Source organism: Microbispora sp. H11081 (assembly GCF_012999535.1).
Classification (GTDB): domain Bacteria; phylum Actinomycetota; class Actinomycetes; order Streptosporangiales; family Streptosporangiaceae; genus Microbispora.
The window spans coordinates 163,803-179,394 of the sequence record NZ_JABBWV010000010.1 but is presented as its reverse complement, the minus strand read 5'-3'; the positions used below and the strand labels follow the sequence as shown (position 1 = coordinate 179,394).

The following is a 15,592-nucleotide window of genomic DNA, read 5'->3' as shown; positions in this document are numbered from 1 at the left end:
GGCCGGTCGGGTGCCCGACCGGCCCCGGCCGCGTCCTTCAGAGCCGCCCGACGTCGATCCGTTCGGGGCAGGCGTAGATGTTGAAGCGTTCTTCGCGCAGGAACCCCACGAGGGTGATGCCGAACTCCCGCGCCAGGTCGACGGCGAGCGAGGAGGGCGCGGACACGGCGCAGACGATCTGTACGCCGGCGCTCGCCGCCTTCTGCATGATCTCGTAGCTGACCCGGCCGCTCACCAGCAGAATGTGTAGGTCGAGGGGGGTACGGCCGCTGAGCAGCGCCCAGCCGACGAGCTTGTCCACGGCGTTGTGCCGCCCGACGTCCTCGCGTACGACGACGGGTGTCCCGTCGGGGGTGAACAGCCCGGCGGCGTGCAGCCCGCCCGTCCTGCCGAAGACCCCCTGGGCCTTCCGCAGCAGGTCGGGCAGGCCGTACAGGGTGGCGGCGGACACACCGACCGGCGGGCGCACGGTCGGCACGGCGCAGCGGTCGCGCAACGCGTCGAGGCTCGCCGTGCCGCAGACGCCGCACGCGCTCGACGTCAGGAAGTTGCGCGCCCGGGCGCCCAGGTCGGGCAGGTGCGGGGTGGTGAGCCGTACGGTCACCGTGTTGTAGCGCGCCTCGGGGTCCAGGTCCTCGTCCGTGCAGTAGCCGATGGCGGCGATGTCGCCGGGGCTGGCGATCCCCTCGCCGTTCAGGAAGCCCGCCGCGAGTTCGAAGTCCGCGCCCGGCGTCCGCATCGTGATCGCCACCGTACGGCTCTCGCCACCGGCCAGGAGCCGGATCTCCAGCGGTTCCTCGGTGGCGAGGTCGTCCCGCCGGTCGTGTACGGCCGATCCGGACACCCTCCGGACGCGTGATCGCGTGACGGGCCCCGGACGAGCGGTGGGCCGCGCCGCGATGTCCCGTTCCATGTGCCGCCTCCTTCGAGGGATGGCTGCCGTTCTTTCCGGTACGCAGCCTGTCACGCCCCGTCTCAGGCGTCGTCCGCCGGGTGGCGGGAGGAGGACGCATCCCGCGCCGCACCTGGTGGAACGCCCGGTCGAGAATGCCACCCGCCCCGGCTCCCTTTCGCTCGCCGCGTCGGCGGGCGCGCGGGGTGGACAGGGCGAAGGTGGCAGAAGGGGCGGATGGGGCGGCGAAGGCGGCCCCGGGGGCCGATAGCCTGATCGGGTGCCCGACTCGCCGTACGCCGACCTGGATCGTCCTCCGCTGTCCGAGACCGCGCTGACCAGGGCGTTGGTGCGCCCCGGCGCGCTGTGGACGTCCGTACGCGTCGTCGAGCGGACCGGCTCGACCAACGCCGACCTGGCCAGGACCGTGCGGGAGAACCCGGCCGAGGGCGCCGTGCTGGTCGCGGAGGAGCAGGTCGCGGGCAGGGGACGGCTCGGCAGGCCGTGGAGCGCTCCGCCGCGCTCCGGGCTGACGTTCTCGATGCTGCTGCGGCCGGACGCGCCGCCCGCCCGGCAGGGCTGGCTGGCGCTGCTGACCGGCCTCGCCGCCGCGTCGGCCGTACGGCGGATCGCGGAGGTCGACGTGCGGCTCAAGTGGCCCAACGACCTGATGGTGGGGGAGCGCAAGCTCGCCGGCATCCTCGCCGAGCGGGCCGACCACGCGGTGATCGTCGGCATGGGGCTCAACGTCTCGATGCGGCGGGAGGAACTGCCCGTCGACCGGGCGACGTCCCTCGCGATCGAGAACGCCGCCTGCACCGACCGCGACCCGCTGCTGCGCGGGATCCTGCGGGAGATCGAGACGCGCTACCGCGACTGGGTGGCCGCGGGCGGCGACCCGGACGCCTCGGGCCTGCGTGCCGCCTACCTCGCCTGGTCGTCCACCGTGGGGCAGGAGGTCAGGGTCGAACTGCCCGGCGACCGCGTGCTGACCGGCCTGGCGACCGGCGTCGACGCGTCCGGCCACCTGCTCGTACGCGACCGGGACGGCGAGCACGCGCTCAGCGCGGGCGACGTCGTCCACGTACGCCCCCACACCGTCACGGAGAACGGCGCGGCCCGCTGACCGAACGCATGCAATCGACCGGCGATCGTGTCACGATTTGCGCCATGGGTCTCCCTGATCAATACCTGGCCGACGGCGAGCGGATCGTTCTATCGTTCCATCCGCACTGGAAGCGGCTGATCCTGCCGTTCCTCGCCCTCCTCGTCGTGCTCGCCGCCGTCGGCGCGGCCTTCTTCCTCATCCCCGGCGACTACGAGTACGCGGGGTACGCCCGCGGCACGGTGGGCGTGGTCGCCTTCGTGGCGCTGGTCCTCTGGACGATCATCCCCTACCTGCGCTGGGTGACGACGTCCTACACGCTGACCTCGCACCGCTTCGCTATCAGCACGGGAGTGCTGAACAAGTCGGAGGACGACATCCCGCTGGCCAAGGTCAGCAGCGTGAGCTCCGACCAGAGGCTCATCGAGCGGATCCTCGGCTGCGGCACGCTCCGGGTCGAGTCGGCGTCCGAGAAGGGCGACATCGACTACCGGGACATCCCCCAGATCCAGCGCGTAAGGCACGAGCTGTTCCGGCTGGTGGAGGACGCCGCGGACGGGAACATCGACGGGGACTGAGCGCGGCGCGGCGGCCGGGATCCCGGCGATGGCCGCGGACGAGAAGGACAGGCAGGACACGGGGGAGGGGGACGTGGACAAGAGCGGGCGCCCCGGCGCCGACGACATGCGGCGGCTGTTCCTGGGGCCGCCGCCGGCCTACACGCGACGGCAGGTGGCCGAGGCGGCCGGCGTCCCGCAGGAACTGGCGGCGCGGATCTGGCGGGCCCTCGGCTTCGCCACGTTCGCCGACGACGCCGTGGCGTTCACCGAGGCCGACCTGGCGGCCCTGCACCGCATCCGCGACCTGCTCGACTCGGAGACGCTCGACGAGCGGACCGTCATCCGCATGGCCCGCGCCCTCGGCCGTACGACGGCCCGCCTCGCGCAGTGGCAGGCCGAGATCATGGTGGACGCCCTGATCGAGCCCGGCGTGCGGGCGGGCGAGGACGCGATGCGGCAGGTGATGGACACCGTCAGCCGTCTGCTGCCGGACTTCGAAGAGACGCTGGTGCACGTCTGGCGCTCCCAGCTCGCCGCGACCGCGGGCCGGCTGGTCTCCCTGGCCGAGCCCGGGGAGGACGTCTCGGCGGCCCGTCCGAAAATCGCCGTCGGGTTCGCCGACCTCGTCGCCTTCACCCGCGTGTCGCGTGAGCTGGACGAGCTGGCCCTGGCCGACCTGGTCGAGGGGTTCGAGTCGCGGGCCTCCGACGTGATCGCGGCGCACGGCGGGCGGCTGGTCAAGACGCTGGGGGACGAGGTGCTCTTCACCGCCGCGGACCCGCCGACCGCGGCCCGCATCGCGCTCGACCTGCTCGACGAGCTCAAGCGGGACGCCGAGGGGCCGGACGTGCGGGTCGGGCTGGCGTACGGGCCGGTGCTGCCGGCCATGGGCGACGTGTTCGGCACGACGGTCAACCTGGCGGCGCGGCTGACGGCCATCGCCCGCCCGGGCACGATCCTCGCCGACACCGAGTTGGCCGCGGGCCTCGCCGGCGCGTCCGGCGTCGATCTGGTCAGGCTCCGCCGCCGTCCCGCGCGCGGGCTCGGCGTGGTGGAGCCGTATGTTCTCAGGAGATCCAGCCGAGAAAGTTGAGGTGCGGGACATGCCGTACGAAGTCCAGGGTGTGGTGGCGCGCGGCAAGGGAGAGGCGGTGACGCTGGAGACGGTCGTCGTGCCGGACCCGGGGCCGGGCGAGGCGGTCGTGAACGTGCAGGCCTGCGGGGTCTGTCACACCGACCTGCACTACCGGGAGGGCGGCATCAACGACGACTTCCCGTTCCTGCTCGGCCACGAGGCCGCGGGAGTCGTCGAGGCGGTGGGCGAGGGCGTGACCGAGGTCGAGCCCGGCGACTACGTGATCCTGAACTGGCGGGCGGTGTGCGGGCAGTGCCGCGCCTGCCTGCGCGGCCGGCCGTGGTACTGCTTCGCGACCCACAACGCCACGCAGAAGATGACGCTGGCCGACGGCACCGTGCTCAGCCCGGCGCTCGGCATCGGGGCCTTCCTGGAGAAGACCCTCGTGGCGGCCGGGCAGTGCACGAAGGTCGACCCGGCGGCCAGGCCGGCCGTCGCCGGTCTGCTCGGCTGCGGCGTGATGGCCGGTCTGGGGGCCACGATCAACACCGGTGCCGTCACCCGGGGCGACACGGTCGCGGTGATCGGCTGTGGTGGCGTGGGTGACGCGGCCATCGCGGGTGCGCGCCTCGCCGGCGCCCGGACGATCATCGCGGTGGACGTGGACGACCGCAAGCTCGACTGGGCGCGCGGCTTCGGCGCCACCCACACCGTCAACTCCCGCGAGGCCGACCCGGTGGAGGCGATCCGCGACCTGACCGGCGGGTTCGGCGCCGACGTCGTGATCGAGGCGGTGGGCCGTCCCGAGACGTACAAGCAGGCGTTCTACGCCCGTGACCTGGCCGGGACCGTCGTGCTGGTCGGCGTGCCGACCCCGGAGATGACGCTGGAACTGCCGCTGCTCGACGTCTTCGGCCGTGGCGGCGCGCTGAAGTCCTCCTGGTACGGCGACTGCCTGCCCAGCCGCGACTTCCCCATGCTGATCGACCTCTACCTGCAGGGACGGCTCGACCTGGACGGGTTCGTCACCGAGACCATCGGTCTCGACCAGGTCGAGGAGGCCTTCGGCAAGATGCATCGCGGGGAGGTGCTGCGTTCGGTCGTGGTGCTCTGACGGGCATCCGGCGGGGCGGCGCCGCGCGCAGCGGCGCCGCCCCGTTTTTTGTGCCCCGGGTCACATAGGCAAGCCTTACCTGAGTGGGTTATCTTAGGTATGCCTAACCTTCCTAATGATCCCTGAGAGGCGGCCCATGTACGTCTGTGTCTGCCGCGCGGTCACCGAGAGCGAGGTGCACGACTGCATCGCCGGCGGGGCGAGGACGGCCCGCCAGGTGCGGGACGCCACGGGCGCGGGCGGGGACTGCGCGTCTTGTGTCCGGAAGATCTGTGCGATCCTGAAACGGTCAGAGGACCTGGTAACCAGCGCATAGATCGAGGAAGCACATGCAGGGCGACAAAGAGATCATCGCGCTGCTCAACGAGCAGCTCACCTCCGAGCTGACCGCCATCAACCAGTACTTCCTGCACGCGAAGCTACAGGAGAACTGGGGATATACGAAGCTCGCCGCCCTCACGCGGGCGGAGTCGATCGACGAGATGCGGCACGCGGAGGAACTCACCGACCGGATCCTGTTCCTGGAAGGCCTGCCGAACTACCAGAAGCTCAACACGCTGCACATCGGCCAGACCGTCAGGGAGCAGCTCCAGGCGGACCTGGAGCTGGAGCTGGGCGTGGTCAAGCGGCTGCGGCCGGGGATCGCCCTGATGCGGGAGCGGGGAGACATCACCTCGGCGACGCTCTTCGAGAGCATCCTGGCCGACGAGGAGCACCACATCGACTATCTGGAGACCGAGCTCGGCCTCCTGGAGAGCCTCGGCGAGCAGCTGTATCTGCAGCGGTACGCCGAGCCGCCGTCGGCTTCCTGAGCCGCCGCACCGGAGGTCTGACGGGAATTCAGATCGACAACGCCCGCCGTCATCGACTCGGCGGGCGTTTTTCATGCCCTCATCCGTTTTTCTCGCGTGATGTCGATAATGGTCGAAAATGCAGTAGAAGATCGCGTGGCTTCCGTGCTGACTATCCCGGATTTATCAGTGTTTGCCCAGGTCAATTGATGGGTCAACGACAAGTCAAAAGGCGCGCTGTAGCCGGGAAACGATCGCTTAAGGTCCTACGATCGCACCATGACCTGCGTACTTCTCGCCGAGGATGACACCTCGATATCCGAGCCCCTGGCGCGTGCCCTGCGCCGGGAGGGCTATCAGGTGGAGGTGAGCCCCGATGGCCCGCAGGCCCTGGAGAGGGCCTTGTCGGGGGGCGTCGACCTGATTGTTCTCGACCTCGGCCTTCCAGAGATGGACGGGCTCGAGGTCGCACGCCGGATTCGCGCGGAGGGGCACGGGACTCCGGTCCTGATCCTCACCGCCCGCGTCGACGAAGTCGACACCGTGGTCGGTCTCGATGCCGGGGCCGACGACTACGTGACCAAGCCGTTCCGCCTGGCGGAGTTGCTCGCCCGCGTGCGGGCCCTGCTCCGGCGCGGAACATCGGAGACCCCGGTGGTGCAAGGCGTCCGTATCGACGCCGACTCGCGCCGGGCCTGGATGGGAGACAAGGAACTGCACCTGACCACCAAGGAGTTCGACCTGCTGCGCGTGCTCGTACGGGACGCCGGCAAGGTCGTCACGCGTGAGCAGATCATGCGCGAGGTGTGGGACACCAACTGGTGGGGGTCGACCAAGACACTGGACATGCACATCTCGTGGCTGCGACGAAAGCTAGGCGACGACGCGGCCAAACCGCGCTACATAACGACCGTCCGCGGAGTCGGCTTCCGTTTCGAGCGCGAGTAGCCGCCGTGGGGCGGTTGCGGGGGAGGGGCTAGCACGTGCGCCGGCGCCTGCTTTCCTCCATGCTGCTCGTCGCGGTCATCGCGGTACTGCTGTTAGGCGTGCCCCTGGGCGTGGTCGTCGTGCGTCTGATCAACGACGAGGTCGCCCAGGAGCTCAGGACGGATGCGAACCGGCTGCTGCTCGGAGTCGAGTACTCCGTGAGCCAGCGGCAGGAGATAAGTCCCGACCAGCTCGCGCGGAACTACCCGGACCGATACCTCCAGGTGTTCGTCCGAGGGAACCCGCCGATCGTCGTGGGCGCGCCTCCTCCGGCGGGCCGTGACCTGACCGAGGAGGCGCGCTCGGAGAACGGATACGTACGCGTCAGCCGCGACGCGGCCCAGATCCAACAGGACACCCAGGCGCGGCTGGTGCTCATCATGGCGCTCGCCGTCGTGGCCCTCGGGGCCGCGATCGGCCTGGCGACCGTCACCTCGCGTCGCCTGAGCCTGCCGCTCCAAGATCTCACCAGGATCGCGGAGCGGCTCGGCTCAGGCGACGCCAGACCCAGCAGGCACCGGTACGGAATCCCGGAGCTGGATCTCGTGGCCGAGGTGCTCGACCGCAGCGCGTTACGGATCTCCGACCTGCTCGGGCGGGAACGCGAGTTCGCCACCGACGCCTCCCACCAGCTGCGTACGCCGCTGACCGGGCTGAGCATGCGCCTGGAGGAGATCGTCGCGGCGGCCGACCAGCCGGAGGTGGTCCGCGAGGAGGGCGAGGCCGCGGTGGTGCAGGTCGAGCGGCTGACGGCGGTGATCGACGAACTGCTGGCCGCCGCCCGCAGGCAGCGGCACGCCCAGGCGGGACCGATCGACGTGGACGACGTGGTGGGGCAGCAGATCGTCGAGTGGGAGCCGGCGTTCCGCCGGGCCCACCGGTCGCTGGTGCTCGCGGGCGACCGCGGCCTCCGCGCGCTCGGCACGACGGGCGGGCTCAGCCAGGTGCTGTCCACCCTGCTGGAGAACTCCCTCAAGCACGGCGACGGCGTGCTGACGATCAACACATCGAGTACGGGCAGGTCTGTGGTGATCGAGGTGGCCGACGAGGGGCCGGGCATCCCGGAGGCGCTCGGCCACCGGGTCTTCGAGCGGAGTGTGAGCGGCGGAGGCGGCACGGGCCTGGGGCTCACCCTCGCGCGTGCCCTGGTCGCGGCCGACGGCGGGCGGCTGGAGCTGGTCAAGCGCCGGCCCGCGACGTTCGCCATCTTCTTACGTCACACCCGCGAAGGCGACCGGCGGCGGGTGGTCAGCGGCCCAGCGTGACGGACGACGTTCAGAGGGGTGCGTTCAGCGGGTGGTGACGGGGTCGGCCTGTGCCTTCACCTCGGGGTGGGGCCGCGCGCCGGCCCCCTCGACGGGCTCGTCCGCCAGTTCGGGGACCGCCAGGAACACCCACTTCTTGTACGACCACAGGCGGAACAACGTGCCGAGGACCAGGCCGACGGCCTGCGCGATGTTGTAGCTCACCGTGTCGTGCAGGCCCAGCGCGTACGACACGAAGCCGATGGTGATCAGCGAGGGCAGCAGGCCGATGCCGTTCAGCACGAAGAACAGGACGTACTCGCGGGCCAGGCCGCTCTGCTGGCGATGCCGGTAGGTCCAGAAGCGGTTGCCCGCGTACGCGAACGTGGCGGCGGCGATGGTGGCCACGACCTTCGAGGTCAGCGGGCCCAGGCCGACGCCGAAGCGCAGCAGGTTGGTGCCGCCGAAGTCGATGACGAACGCGAGAGCGCCCACCGTACCGAACTTGAGCAACTCGTGGATGAGCGTGGCGAACCGCTCGTAGGCACGTCGTAGAAGCTGCACGTCCCGCACGGTCCTTCCTGATCGGCGGCCATGGTCGGCGGCGAGGTCTTCTCAGGCTACCGGTCGCAAGCACAAATCGGTGTCTTACCGCAACCTTGGCCCGCTTCGTCCCAGGTCATCAAAGAACATTTCAAGAAAAATCCCTCTATCTGGGATGAGTGGGCGGTCTTCGCACTACGCTCTCGCCCAACCAGGATCACTTCGTTCGAGGACGCGCGCGTTCTGGAGGGGTGGCCTTCACCGTGTTGCGGAGATTCACGATCCTCGGTCTCGCCCTCGTCCTGCTCGCGGGGTGCGGGACCGAGGGCGTGCGCGAGATCCCGGCCGGCCCAGGTGAGACGTCCCCGGCGGCGGCCGAGATCACCACGGCCGAGGCGCGGGCGGCCTTCGACGGCCTCGGCGACCTCGCCGGCGCCTGGCGGGACCAGGACTGCGCCAAGATCGAGCACCTCACGACCGGTGTGGAGAGCACCGTCGGGAGCCGCGTCTGCCCGGCCGCCCGCGAGGGCCTCGACGCGCCCGCCCTGCCCGCGTACTCGGACCCGGAGTTCCTGCTGCCCGCGCGGCAGGACGGCGACGGCGACCCCTGGTTCGCCGTGCTCGCCAGGAAGCCGAAACCGGCCTACCTCGTCTTCGTACGAGTGGAGGGCTCGTGGCGGCTCGCCGCCGGGCCGATCCCCGTCGTGGGCAAGACACCCGACGTGGAGGGCGAGGTCGTCGACGCGGCGGCCGAACCGGAGGCGACCGTCGGGGCGAGCCTCGCGCCGACCCGCCACGTGGCCTTCCTCACCGACCCCACCGCAGTGAACGGGACGGGGATCAGCGGGGTGCGGTTCGCCTCGGGCGACCCCGTGCGCGACCTCCTCGCGGAACTGGTCCGCGCCCCCGGCAGGGCCCGCCCCGACCACCTGTCCACCGACGTCCGCATCGAGGGACCGGCCCGCGCGCTCGCGCTGCCCGGCGGCGGGTCGCTGGTGTTCCACGCGCTGCGCGTCGTCTTCACGCAGAAGCCGCGCTCCGGCCGCTCCTCACTGGCCCATCCCCGCTATCGCGCCGCGGAGGTGCGCGCCTTCACGGGCGGCACGCCCAAGTCCTTCACCGGCAGCGAGATCGTGGTGCTGGCCACCAAGGTGGCGGAGGACGACACCATGACGACCGTGGGTCTGCGGCGGGTGCTCGCCGACGTCACAGAGGGCTCCGGCTGACAGGTCGTACCCGCGCAATAGGTAGGCTGACGAGTCGTGAACAGCCAGAACGTTCCCCCTTACACGCCCGTGACCGCGCCCGTGGTGGGCATGGTCGGCGCGGGCCAGCTCGCGAGGATGACCCAGCAGGCCGCCATCGCGCTCGGCGTCGACCTGCGCGTGCTCGCGAACACCCGTGACGAGAGCGCCGCCAAGGTCATCGTGGACACCCGTCTCGGCGACTACCGCGACCTGGACGACCTCCGGGAGTTCGCCAAGGGGTGCGACGCCGTCACCTTCGACCACGAGCACGTGCCGACCGGGCACATCCAGGCCCTGGCCGCCGACGGGCACGCCGTACACCCGGGGGCAGACGCCCTCGTCCACGCGCAGGACAAGGCGGTCATGCGCGAGCGGCTCACCGCGATCGGCGCGCCCTGCCCCGCCTGGGCCCGGGTGGACGACGTCTCCGGCGTCGAGGCGTTCGCCGGGGAGCACGGCTGGCCGGTGGTGCTGAAGGCCGTGCGCGGCGGCTACGACGGCCGGGGCGTGTGGGTCTGCGCCACCCCCGACGAGGCGCGCGAGGCGCTCGCCACCGGGGTCGAGATGCTGGCCGAGGCGTTCGTCCCCTTCGAGCAGGAGGTCGCCGTGCTCGTCGCCCGGTCCCCGCACGGCCAGGGCGTCAGCTATCCCGTGGTCGAGACGGTCCAGAAGGACGGCATCTGCGTCGAGGTCATCGCGCCCGCGCCCGACATAAGCGAGGAGGAGGCGGCCGACGCCCAGCGTGTCGCGCTCACCATCGCCCGCGACCTCGGGGTGACCGGGCTGCTCGCGGTCGAGATGTTCGTGACGAAGTCCGGGCTCGTGGTCAACGAACTGGCCATGCGCCCCCACAACAGCGGCCACTGGACGATCGAGGGCGCCCGCACCTCGCAGTTCGAGCAGCACCTGCGGGCCGTGCTCGACCTGCCGCTCGGATCGCCGTCGCTGACCGCGCCGGTCGTCGTCATGGCCAACCTGCTCGGCGGACCCGACCCCGACGTGTACTCCCGGTATGAGCACGTGATGGCGAACGACCCGGGCATCAAGATCCACTTCTACGGCAAGGACGTCAGGCCCGGCCGCAAGATCGGGCACGTCACCGCCCTCGGGACCGACCTGGACGAGGTTAGGGCCCGCGCGCACCACGCCGTCACCTGCCTGAGAGGACCTGAGGATGCCTGACGTCGGGATCGTCATGGGGAGCGACTCGGACTGGCCGGTCATGCGCCTGGCCGCCGAGGCGGTCGCCGAGTTCGGCGTGTCCTTCGAAGCCGACGTGGTCTCCGCGCACCGGATGCCCACGGAGATGATCGAGTACGGCTCCCGCGCGGCCGGGCGCGGGCTGAAGGTGATCATCGCGGGTGCGGGCGGCGCCGCTCACCTGCCGGGCATGCTGGCGTCGGTCACCCCGCTGCCCGTGATCGGGGTCCCGGTGCCGCTCAAGTATCTGGACGGCATGGACTCGCTGCTGTCGATCGTCCAGATGCCGGCCGGGGTGCCCGTGGCGACGGTCGCTGTGGGCGGGGCCCGCAACGCGGGACTGCTCGCCGTACGAATCCTGGCGGCGTCGGACGAAGGGCTGCGGCGGCGGATGGAGGAGTTCCAGGCCGCCCTGCGGGACCAGGCGCACGCCAAGGGCGAGCGTCTCCGCGCCGAAGCCGCCACCCTCCACCCCGCCCCCCGCGCGTGATCTTGTAGTTTGTCGCACGCGAGTCGCTGACCTTCGCGAATATGCTCCGTGATCTTGCGCGAATTGTGAGACGTTCCGCTCGACCTGCGGAAACACGGTTCGTGATCTTGCAATCGCAAGATCACGAACCGAGGGGGCGCAGGTCAGCGTGGTGCTGTGCGGTTTCGCTGTAAGATCACGGGAGGTGTTCGCGCAGGTCAGCCACCCTCGCTGCGACAAACTACAAGATCACGCCGGAGGGGAAGGGTTAGGGGCGGCCGAGGGCGTGGTAGTCCCAACCGGCGTCCCGCCAGCTCTCCGTGTCCAGCGCGTTGCGGCCGTCGAGGATGACGCGTGCCGCGACGGTCGCCCCCAGCTCCTCCGGGTCGAGGCCGACGAACTCCGGCCACTCGGTGAGCAGCAGCACGATCTCGGCCCCCTCGGCGGCCTCCATGGCCGACTCGGCGTACCCCAGGTGGGGATAGGCCCTACGCGCGTTGGGCAGGGCGGCCGGGTCGCAGACCGTGACGTGCCCTCCCTGCTCGGCGATCTTCACGGCCACGTCGAGCGCCGGCGAGTCGCGGATGTCGTCGGAGTTGGGCTTGAAAGCCGCGCCCAGCACCGCCACCCTGCGGCCCTCGAAAGGCCCGCCCAGGATGTCGCGGGTGAGGTCGACGGTCCGGCTCCGGCGCCGCATGTTGATCTCGTCGACCTCGCGGAGGAAGGCGAGCGCGTTCGTGGCGCCCAGTTCGTCGGCCCTGGCCGTGAACGCCCTGATGTCCTTCGGCAGGCAGCCGCCGCCGAAGCCGAGGCCGGGGTTGAGATACCTGCCGCCGATCCGCTCGTCGTACGACAGCGCCTGCGCCAACTGGGTGACGTCGCCGCCCGCGGCCTCGCAGACCTCGGCCATGGCGTTGATGAACGAGATCTTCGTGGCCAGGAACGCATTGGCCGCCGACTTCACCAGCTCGGCCGTGGGGAAGTCGGTCACCACGATCGGGACCTCGCCCAGCCGCGCGTAGACGTCCCGCAGCACCTTCTCGGCCCGCTCGGAGACGACCCCGAGGACGATCCGGTCGGGGTGGAGCGTGTCCTGCACTGCGAAGCCCTCGCGCAGGAACTCGGGGTTCCAGGCCAGCTCGACCTGCATGCCGGCGGGCGAGAGCCGTACGAGCTTGTCCGCGAGGCGCTCGGCGGTGCCGACCGGCACGGTGGACTTGCCCACGACGAGGCACTCGCGGTCGAGGTAGGGGGCAAGCGACTCGACGACCGCGTCGAGGTAGGAGACGTCGGCGGCGTACCCGTCCTTCTTCTGGGGGGTGCCCACGCAGATGAAGTGGACGTCGCCGAACTTCGCGGCCTCCTCGTACGAGGTGGTGAAGCGCAGCCTGCCGGAGTCGAGGTTGCGGCGGAGGAGCTCCTCCAGGCCGGGCTCGTGGATCGGCAGCTCACCGCGTTGCAGCCGCTCGACCTTGCTCTGGTCCACATCCAGACCGAGCACTTCGAAGCCCAATTCGGCCATGCACGCCGCGTGCGTAGCACCCAGGTATCCGGTCCCCAGCACAGTGAGGCGGTACGGCACGGCATGCTCCCCTCTTACCGACTCTTTGTGATCTGGCATGGTACCGGCCCCGGCAACTGCCCTGAGAGCCACCTGGGCAAACCGGCGCCCTGGCCCCCACGGTACGGCTCTCGGCCCGCCTGGTCGACGCCCGGAGCCCTGGTTTCTCCGGCTCCCAGTCAGGAGCGCTGTCAAGAAGGCGGTCGTACTGACTGGTAACTTTCTGGTCGGACGTCCTAGTATCGCGCTATGAGCTTCCCTCTCTACGCGCCCGCTGAGGAGCACGAAATGCTCCGCGAGACGGTCCGGGCCCTGGCCGACGAGAAGATCGCCCCGCGTGCCGCGGCGGCCGACGAGAACGAGGAGTTCCCCTGGGAGGTCTACAAGGACCTCGTCGCCGCCGACCTGCACGCCGTCCACGTCCCCGAGGCGTACGGAGGGGCGGGAGCCGACGCGCTCGCGACCGTGATCGTGATCGAGGAGGTCGCCCGCGCGTGCGCCTCGTCCTCGCTGATCCCCGCCGTCAACAAGCTGGGCACGGTTCCGCTGCTGCTGTCGGCGTCCGAGGAGCTCAAGCAGCGCTACCTGACACCGGTCGCGCGCGGTGAGGCCATGTTCTCCTACGCCCTGAGCGAGCCTGAGGCGGGTTCCGACGCCGCCGCGATGAAGACCAGGGCCGAACGCGACGGCGACCACTACGTGCTCAACGGCACCAAGATGTGGATCACCAACGCCGGTGTGTCGGAGTACTACACCGTCATGGCCGTGACCGACCCGTCGGCCGGCGGCCGGGGCATCTCCGCGTTCGTGGTGGAGAAGGACGACGAGGGCGTCTCGTTCGGGCCCAAGGAGAAGAAGCTCGGCATCAAGGGCTCGCCCACCCGCCAGGTCATCCTGGAGAACGTCCGCATCCCGGCCTCCCGGATGATCGGCGAGCCGGGCACCGGGTTCAAGACCGCGCTGGCGACGCTCGACCACACCCGCGTCACGATCGCCGCGCAGGCGCTCGGCATCGCGCAGGGCGCCCTCGACTACGCCATCGGGTACGTCAAGGAGCGCAAGCAGTTCGGCAAGCCGATCGCCGACTTCCAGGGCCTGCAGTTCATGCTCGCCGACATGGCCATGAAGCTGGAGGCCGCCCGGCAGCTCACGTACGCCGCCGCGGCCAAGTCGGAGCTGGCCATGAACGGCACCCCGGTCAAGGACCTCACGTTCTTCTCCAGCGCGGCCAAGTGCGCCGCCTCCGACGCCGCGATGGAGATCACCACCGACGCCGTCCAGCTCCTGGGCGGGTACGGCTACACGCGCGAGTTCCCGGTCGAGCGCATGATGCGCGACGCCAAGATCACCCAGATCTACGAGGGCACCAACCAGATCCAGCGCATGGTCATGGCCCGCCAGCTCCTCAAGTAGTCATTGACGTGCAGAAACCCCGTCTCTCCTCGTGGGGAGGCGGGGTTTGTCATCTGTGTCTGGGGGAGCCATCCGGGTCCATGCTTCCACCGAGACCAGCGCACAAATCAGAGAGCATCGCTCTTGACTGTGAGCGCATTTCTAATCATGCTTGCCTTAAGGCGAGAGCAGTGCTCTCGAAGAGATATGCCGAGGAGCTGGCCATGTCCCGCTACATCGAACCGACCCGCATGGATCACCTGTTCAACCGTACGGTTGCAGGGCTGACCCGGCTCGGGATCAGCCTCTGGGGATCCCGGATTCTGTACGTTCGCGGCCGGTCCAGCGGCGAATGGCGCACCACGCCGGTGAACGTGCTGACGTTGAACGGCTCCCGCTATCTGGTCGCACCCCGAGGCATCACTCAGTGGGTCCGCAACCTGCGCGTCGCCGGGAACGGTGAGCTGCGCGTGGGCCGCCGCATCGAGACGTTCACCGCCACCGAGCTCTCAGACGACGAGAAGCCGGCCGTTCTCCGGGCGTACCTGAAGCGCTGGGGCTGGGAGGTCGGAAGGTTCTTCGAGGGAATCAACGCGAGTGCGTCCGAGGAACAGGTGCGGGCGATCGCTCCGGGATTTCCCGTCTTCCGTATCAACTAGAGGTCTTAGGGGCGAAGTTGGGGCAAGTGGCGCCGGTCGGGTAAGCCGGAGGGCGGGGCTCCGGGTCAGGGCGCGCGCCGCACCTCCAGGTCTCCGACCCCGGCGGTGACGCGCAGTTCGACCGTGGGCGCCTGGCCGGTGCTGATCAGCTCGGGCTCCAGCACGCGGTCGACCCGGAGGTGCGCGCCGGTTTCGACCTTGTGGTCGATCTCCACCTCGCCCAGCCGCGTGAAACCGTGCACTTCGACTCGGGCGGCGGGCGGCACGATCACCTTGAGCCGGCCGATCGACACCGACGCGGTGAACGTGACCCGGGTGCCCGGTGCGAGCTGGAGATCGGTGAGGTCGAGCCGGCCCTCGCCCACGCTCACGGTGTGACACTGGCCCGGGTCCGCGCTGACCGGCCGCCAGACGAAGCTGCCCATCTTCTTGGGGAGATCGGTCATCGAGGTCAGGAGCAGAACGAGCGCCACGATCGTGCCGGCCATGACGAGCGGGATGCCCCGGCCGAACCACGTCGCCATGAGCAGGCCCGTCCCGATCGCGACGTGGACGGCGAACGGGTCGGCCGCCCGCGCCGGGGCGTCGTCCCGGCGCGACAGGAGCCGGGTACGGCTCACGCCGGTGGTGCTGAAGGTGCTGTCCAAGGTCTCGCCTGCCGGGATGGTGTCCGTACGGTCCCACGTGATCGCAGGTCTCGTCGTCATTTGCATGGTCATTGGAAGCCCGCCTTGCCCGCTGCCGATGGATGCC

The 15,592-nt window shown here is 70.2% G+C and carries 17 protein-coding genes; 13 read left to right on the top strand and 4 right to left on the bottom strand.

Going from position 1 to position 15,592, the window contains the following annotated elements; genetic code table 11:
- Window positions 1–37: 37 nt before the first annotated feature.
- Window positions 38–913, bottom strand: a complete 876-nt coding sequence (fdhD, locus tag HHX31_RS23945; protein WP_169950579.1) for a formate dehydrogenase accessory sulfurtransferase FdhD — start codon at window positions 911–913, stop codon at window positions 38–40.
- 259 nt (window positions 914–1,172) lie between these two features.
- Here fdhD and HHX31_RS23940 point away from each other — a divergent pair, with 259 nt between their 5' ends.
- The 8 genes from HHX31_RS23940 (at window position 1,173) to HHX31_RS23905 (ending at window position 7,789) form a co-directional block, all read left to right on the top strand.
- Window positions 1,173–2,018, top strand: coding sequence for a biotin--[acetyl-CoA-carboxylase] ligase (locus HHX31_RS23940; RefSeq protein ID WP_169950578.1), 846 nt, complete (start codon window positions 1,173–1,175; stop codon window positions 2,016–2,018).
- Window positions 2,019–2,062: 44 nt separating this feature from the next.
- The gene (locus HHX31_RS23935; protein ID WP_169950577.1) at window positions 2,063–2,575 is read left to right on the top strand and encodes a PH domain-containing protein; all 513 of its coding nucleotides are present in this window, start codon (window positions 2,063–2,065) and stop codon (window positions 2,573–2,575) included.
- Window positions 2,576–2,603: 28 nt separating this feature from the next.
- Window positions 2,604–3,650, top strand: coding sequence for an adenylate/guanylate cyclase domain-containing protein (locus HHX31_RS23930; protein ID WP_169950576.1), 1,047 nt, complete (start codon window positions 2,604–2,606; stop codon window positions 3,648–3,650).
- A gap of 10 nt (window positions 3,651–3,660) precedes the next feature.
- Window positions 3,661–4,746 (top strand): S-(hydroxymethyl)mycothiol dehydrogenase, encoded by a 1,086-nt coding sequence (locus tag HHX31_RS23925; RefSeq protein WP_169950575.1) that lies wholly within the window; start codon window positions 3,661–3,663, stop codon window positions 4,744–4,746.
- Window positions 4,747–4,861: 115 nt separating this feature from the next.
- Window positions 4,862–5,062: a (2Fe-2S)-binding protein gene (locus tag HHX31_RS23920; protein WP_311932204.1), complete on the top strand. Its 201-nt coding sequence runs from the start codon at window positions 4,862–4,864 to the stop codon at window positions 5,060–5,062.
- 13 nt (window positions 5,063–5,075) lie between these two features.
- Entirely contained in the window at window positions 5,076–5,558 is a 483-nt protein-coding gene (gene bfr / locus HHX31_RS23915; protein WP_169950573.1) for a bacterioferritin, read from the top strand.
- A gap of 258 nt (window positions 5,559–5,816) precedes the next feature.
- Window positions 5,817–6,485, top strand: a complete 669-nt coding sequence (locus tag HHX31_RS23910) for a response regulator transcription factor (RefSeq protein ID WP_030451323.1) — start codon at window positions 5,817–5,819, stop codon at window positions 6,483–6,485.
- Between the two features lie 35 nt (window positions 6,486–6,520).
- Window positions 6,521–7,789, top strand: a complete 1,269-nt coding sequence (locus HHX31_RS23905; protein WP_169950572.1) for a HAMP domain-containing histidine kinase — start codon at window positions 6,521–6,523, stop codon at window positions 7,787–7,789.
- 24 nt (window positions 7,790–7,813) lie between these two features.
- Here HHX31_RS23905 and HHX31_RS23900 read toward each other — a convergent pair whose 3' ends face one another.
- Complete coding sequence (locus tag HHX31_RS23900) at window positions 7,814–8,332, bottom strand: GtrA family protein (RefSeq protein WP_169950571.1); 519 nt, start codon at window positions 8,330–8,332, stop codon at window positions 7,814–7,816.
- Window positions 8,333–8,574: 242 nt separating this feature from the next.
- Here HHX31_RS23900 and HHX31_RS23895 point away from each other — a divergent pair, with 242 nt between their 5' ends.
- The 3 genes from HHX31_RS23895 to purE all read left to right on the top strand — a co-directional run bounded on the left by HHX31_RS23895 (window position 8,575) and on the right by purE (window position 11,248).
- Window positions 8,575–9,537 (top strand): hypothetical protein, encoded by a 963-nt coding sequence (locus HHX31_RS23895; protein WP_169950570.1) that lies wholly within the window; start codon window positions 8,575–8,577, stop codon window positions 9,535–9,537.
- A gap of 90 nt (window positions 9,538–9,627) precedes the next feature.
- Entirely contained in the window at window positions 9,628–10,740 is a 1,113-nt protein-coding gene (locus tag HHX31_RS23890) for a 5-(carboxyamino)imidazole ribonucleotide synthase (RefSeq protein WP_211590254.1), read from the top strand.
- Entirely contained in the window at window positions 10,733–11,248 is a 516-nt protein-coding gene (gene purE / locus HHX31_RS23885) for a 5-(carboxyamino)imidazole ribonucleotide mutase (RefSeq protein WP_169950568.1), read from the top strand. The genes HHX31_RS23890 and purE overlap by 8 nt, the downstream gene beginning before the upstream one ends.
- A gap of 247 nt (window positions 11,249–11,495) precedes the next feature.
- Here the strand turns inward: purE and HHX31_RS23880 are convergent, their stop codons facing one another.
- Window positions 11,496–12,809 carry a UDP-glucose/GDP-mannose dehydrogenase family protein gene (locus tag HHX31_RS23880; RefSeq protein WP_169950567.1) on the bottom strand — a complete coding sequence of 438 codons (1,314 nt, stop codon included), beginning with the start codon at window positions 12,807–12,809 and terminating at the stop codon, window positions 11,496–11,498.
- 228 nt (window positions 12,810–13,037) lie between these two features.
- Here HHX31_RS23880 and HHX31_RS23875 point away from each other — a divergent pair, with 228 nt between their 5' ends.
- A complete protein-coding gene (locus tag HHX31_RS23875) occupies window positions 13,038–14,201 on the top strand; it encodes an acyl-CoA dehydrogenase family protein (RefSeq protein WP_169950566.1) in 1,164 nt (387 codons plus the stop codon).
- A gap of 203 nt (window positions 14,202–14,404) precedes the next feature.
- Complete coding sequence (locus tag HHX31_RS23870; RefSeq protein ID WP_169950565.1) at window positions 14,405–14,839, top strand: nitroreductase/quinone reductase family protein; 435 nt, start codon at window positions 14,405–14,407, stop codon at window positions 14,837–14,839.
- A gap of 65 nt (window positions 14,840–14,904) precedes the next feature.
- Here HHX31_RS23870 and HHX31_RS23865 read toward each other — a convergent pair whose 3' ends face one another.
- Window positions 14,905–15,546, bottom strand: a complete 642-nt coding sequence (locus tag HHX31_RS23865) for a LiaF domain-containing protein (RefSeq protein WP_169950564.1) — start codon at window positions 15,544–15,546, stop codon at window positions 14,905–14,907.
- Window positions 15,547–15,592: the final 46 nt, after the last annotated feature.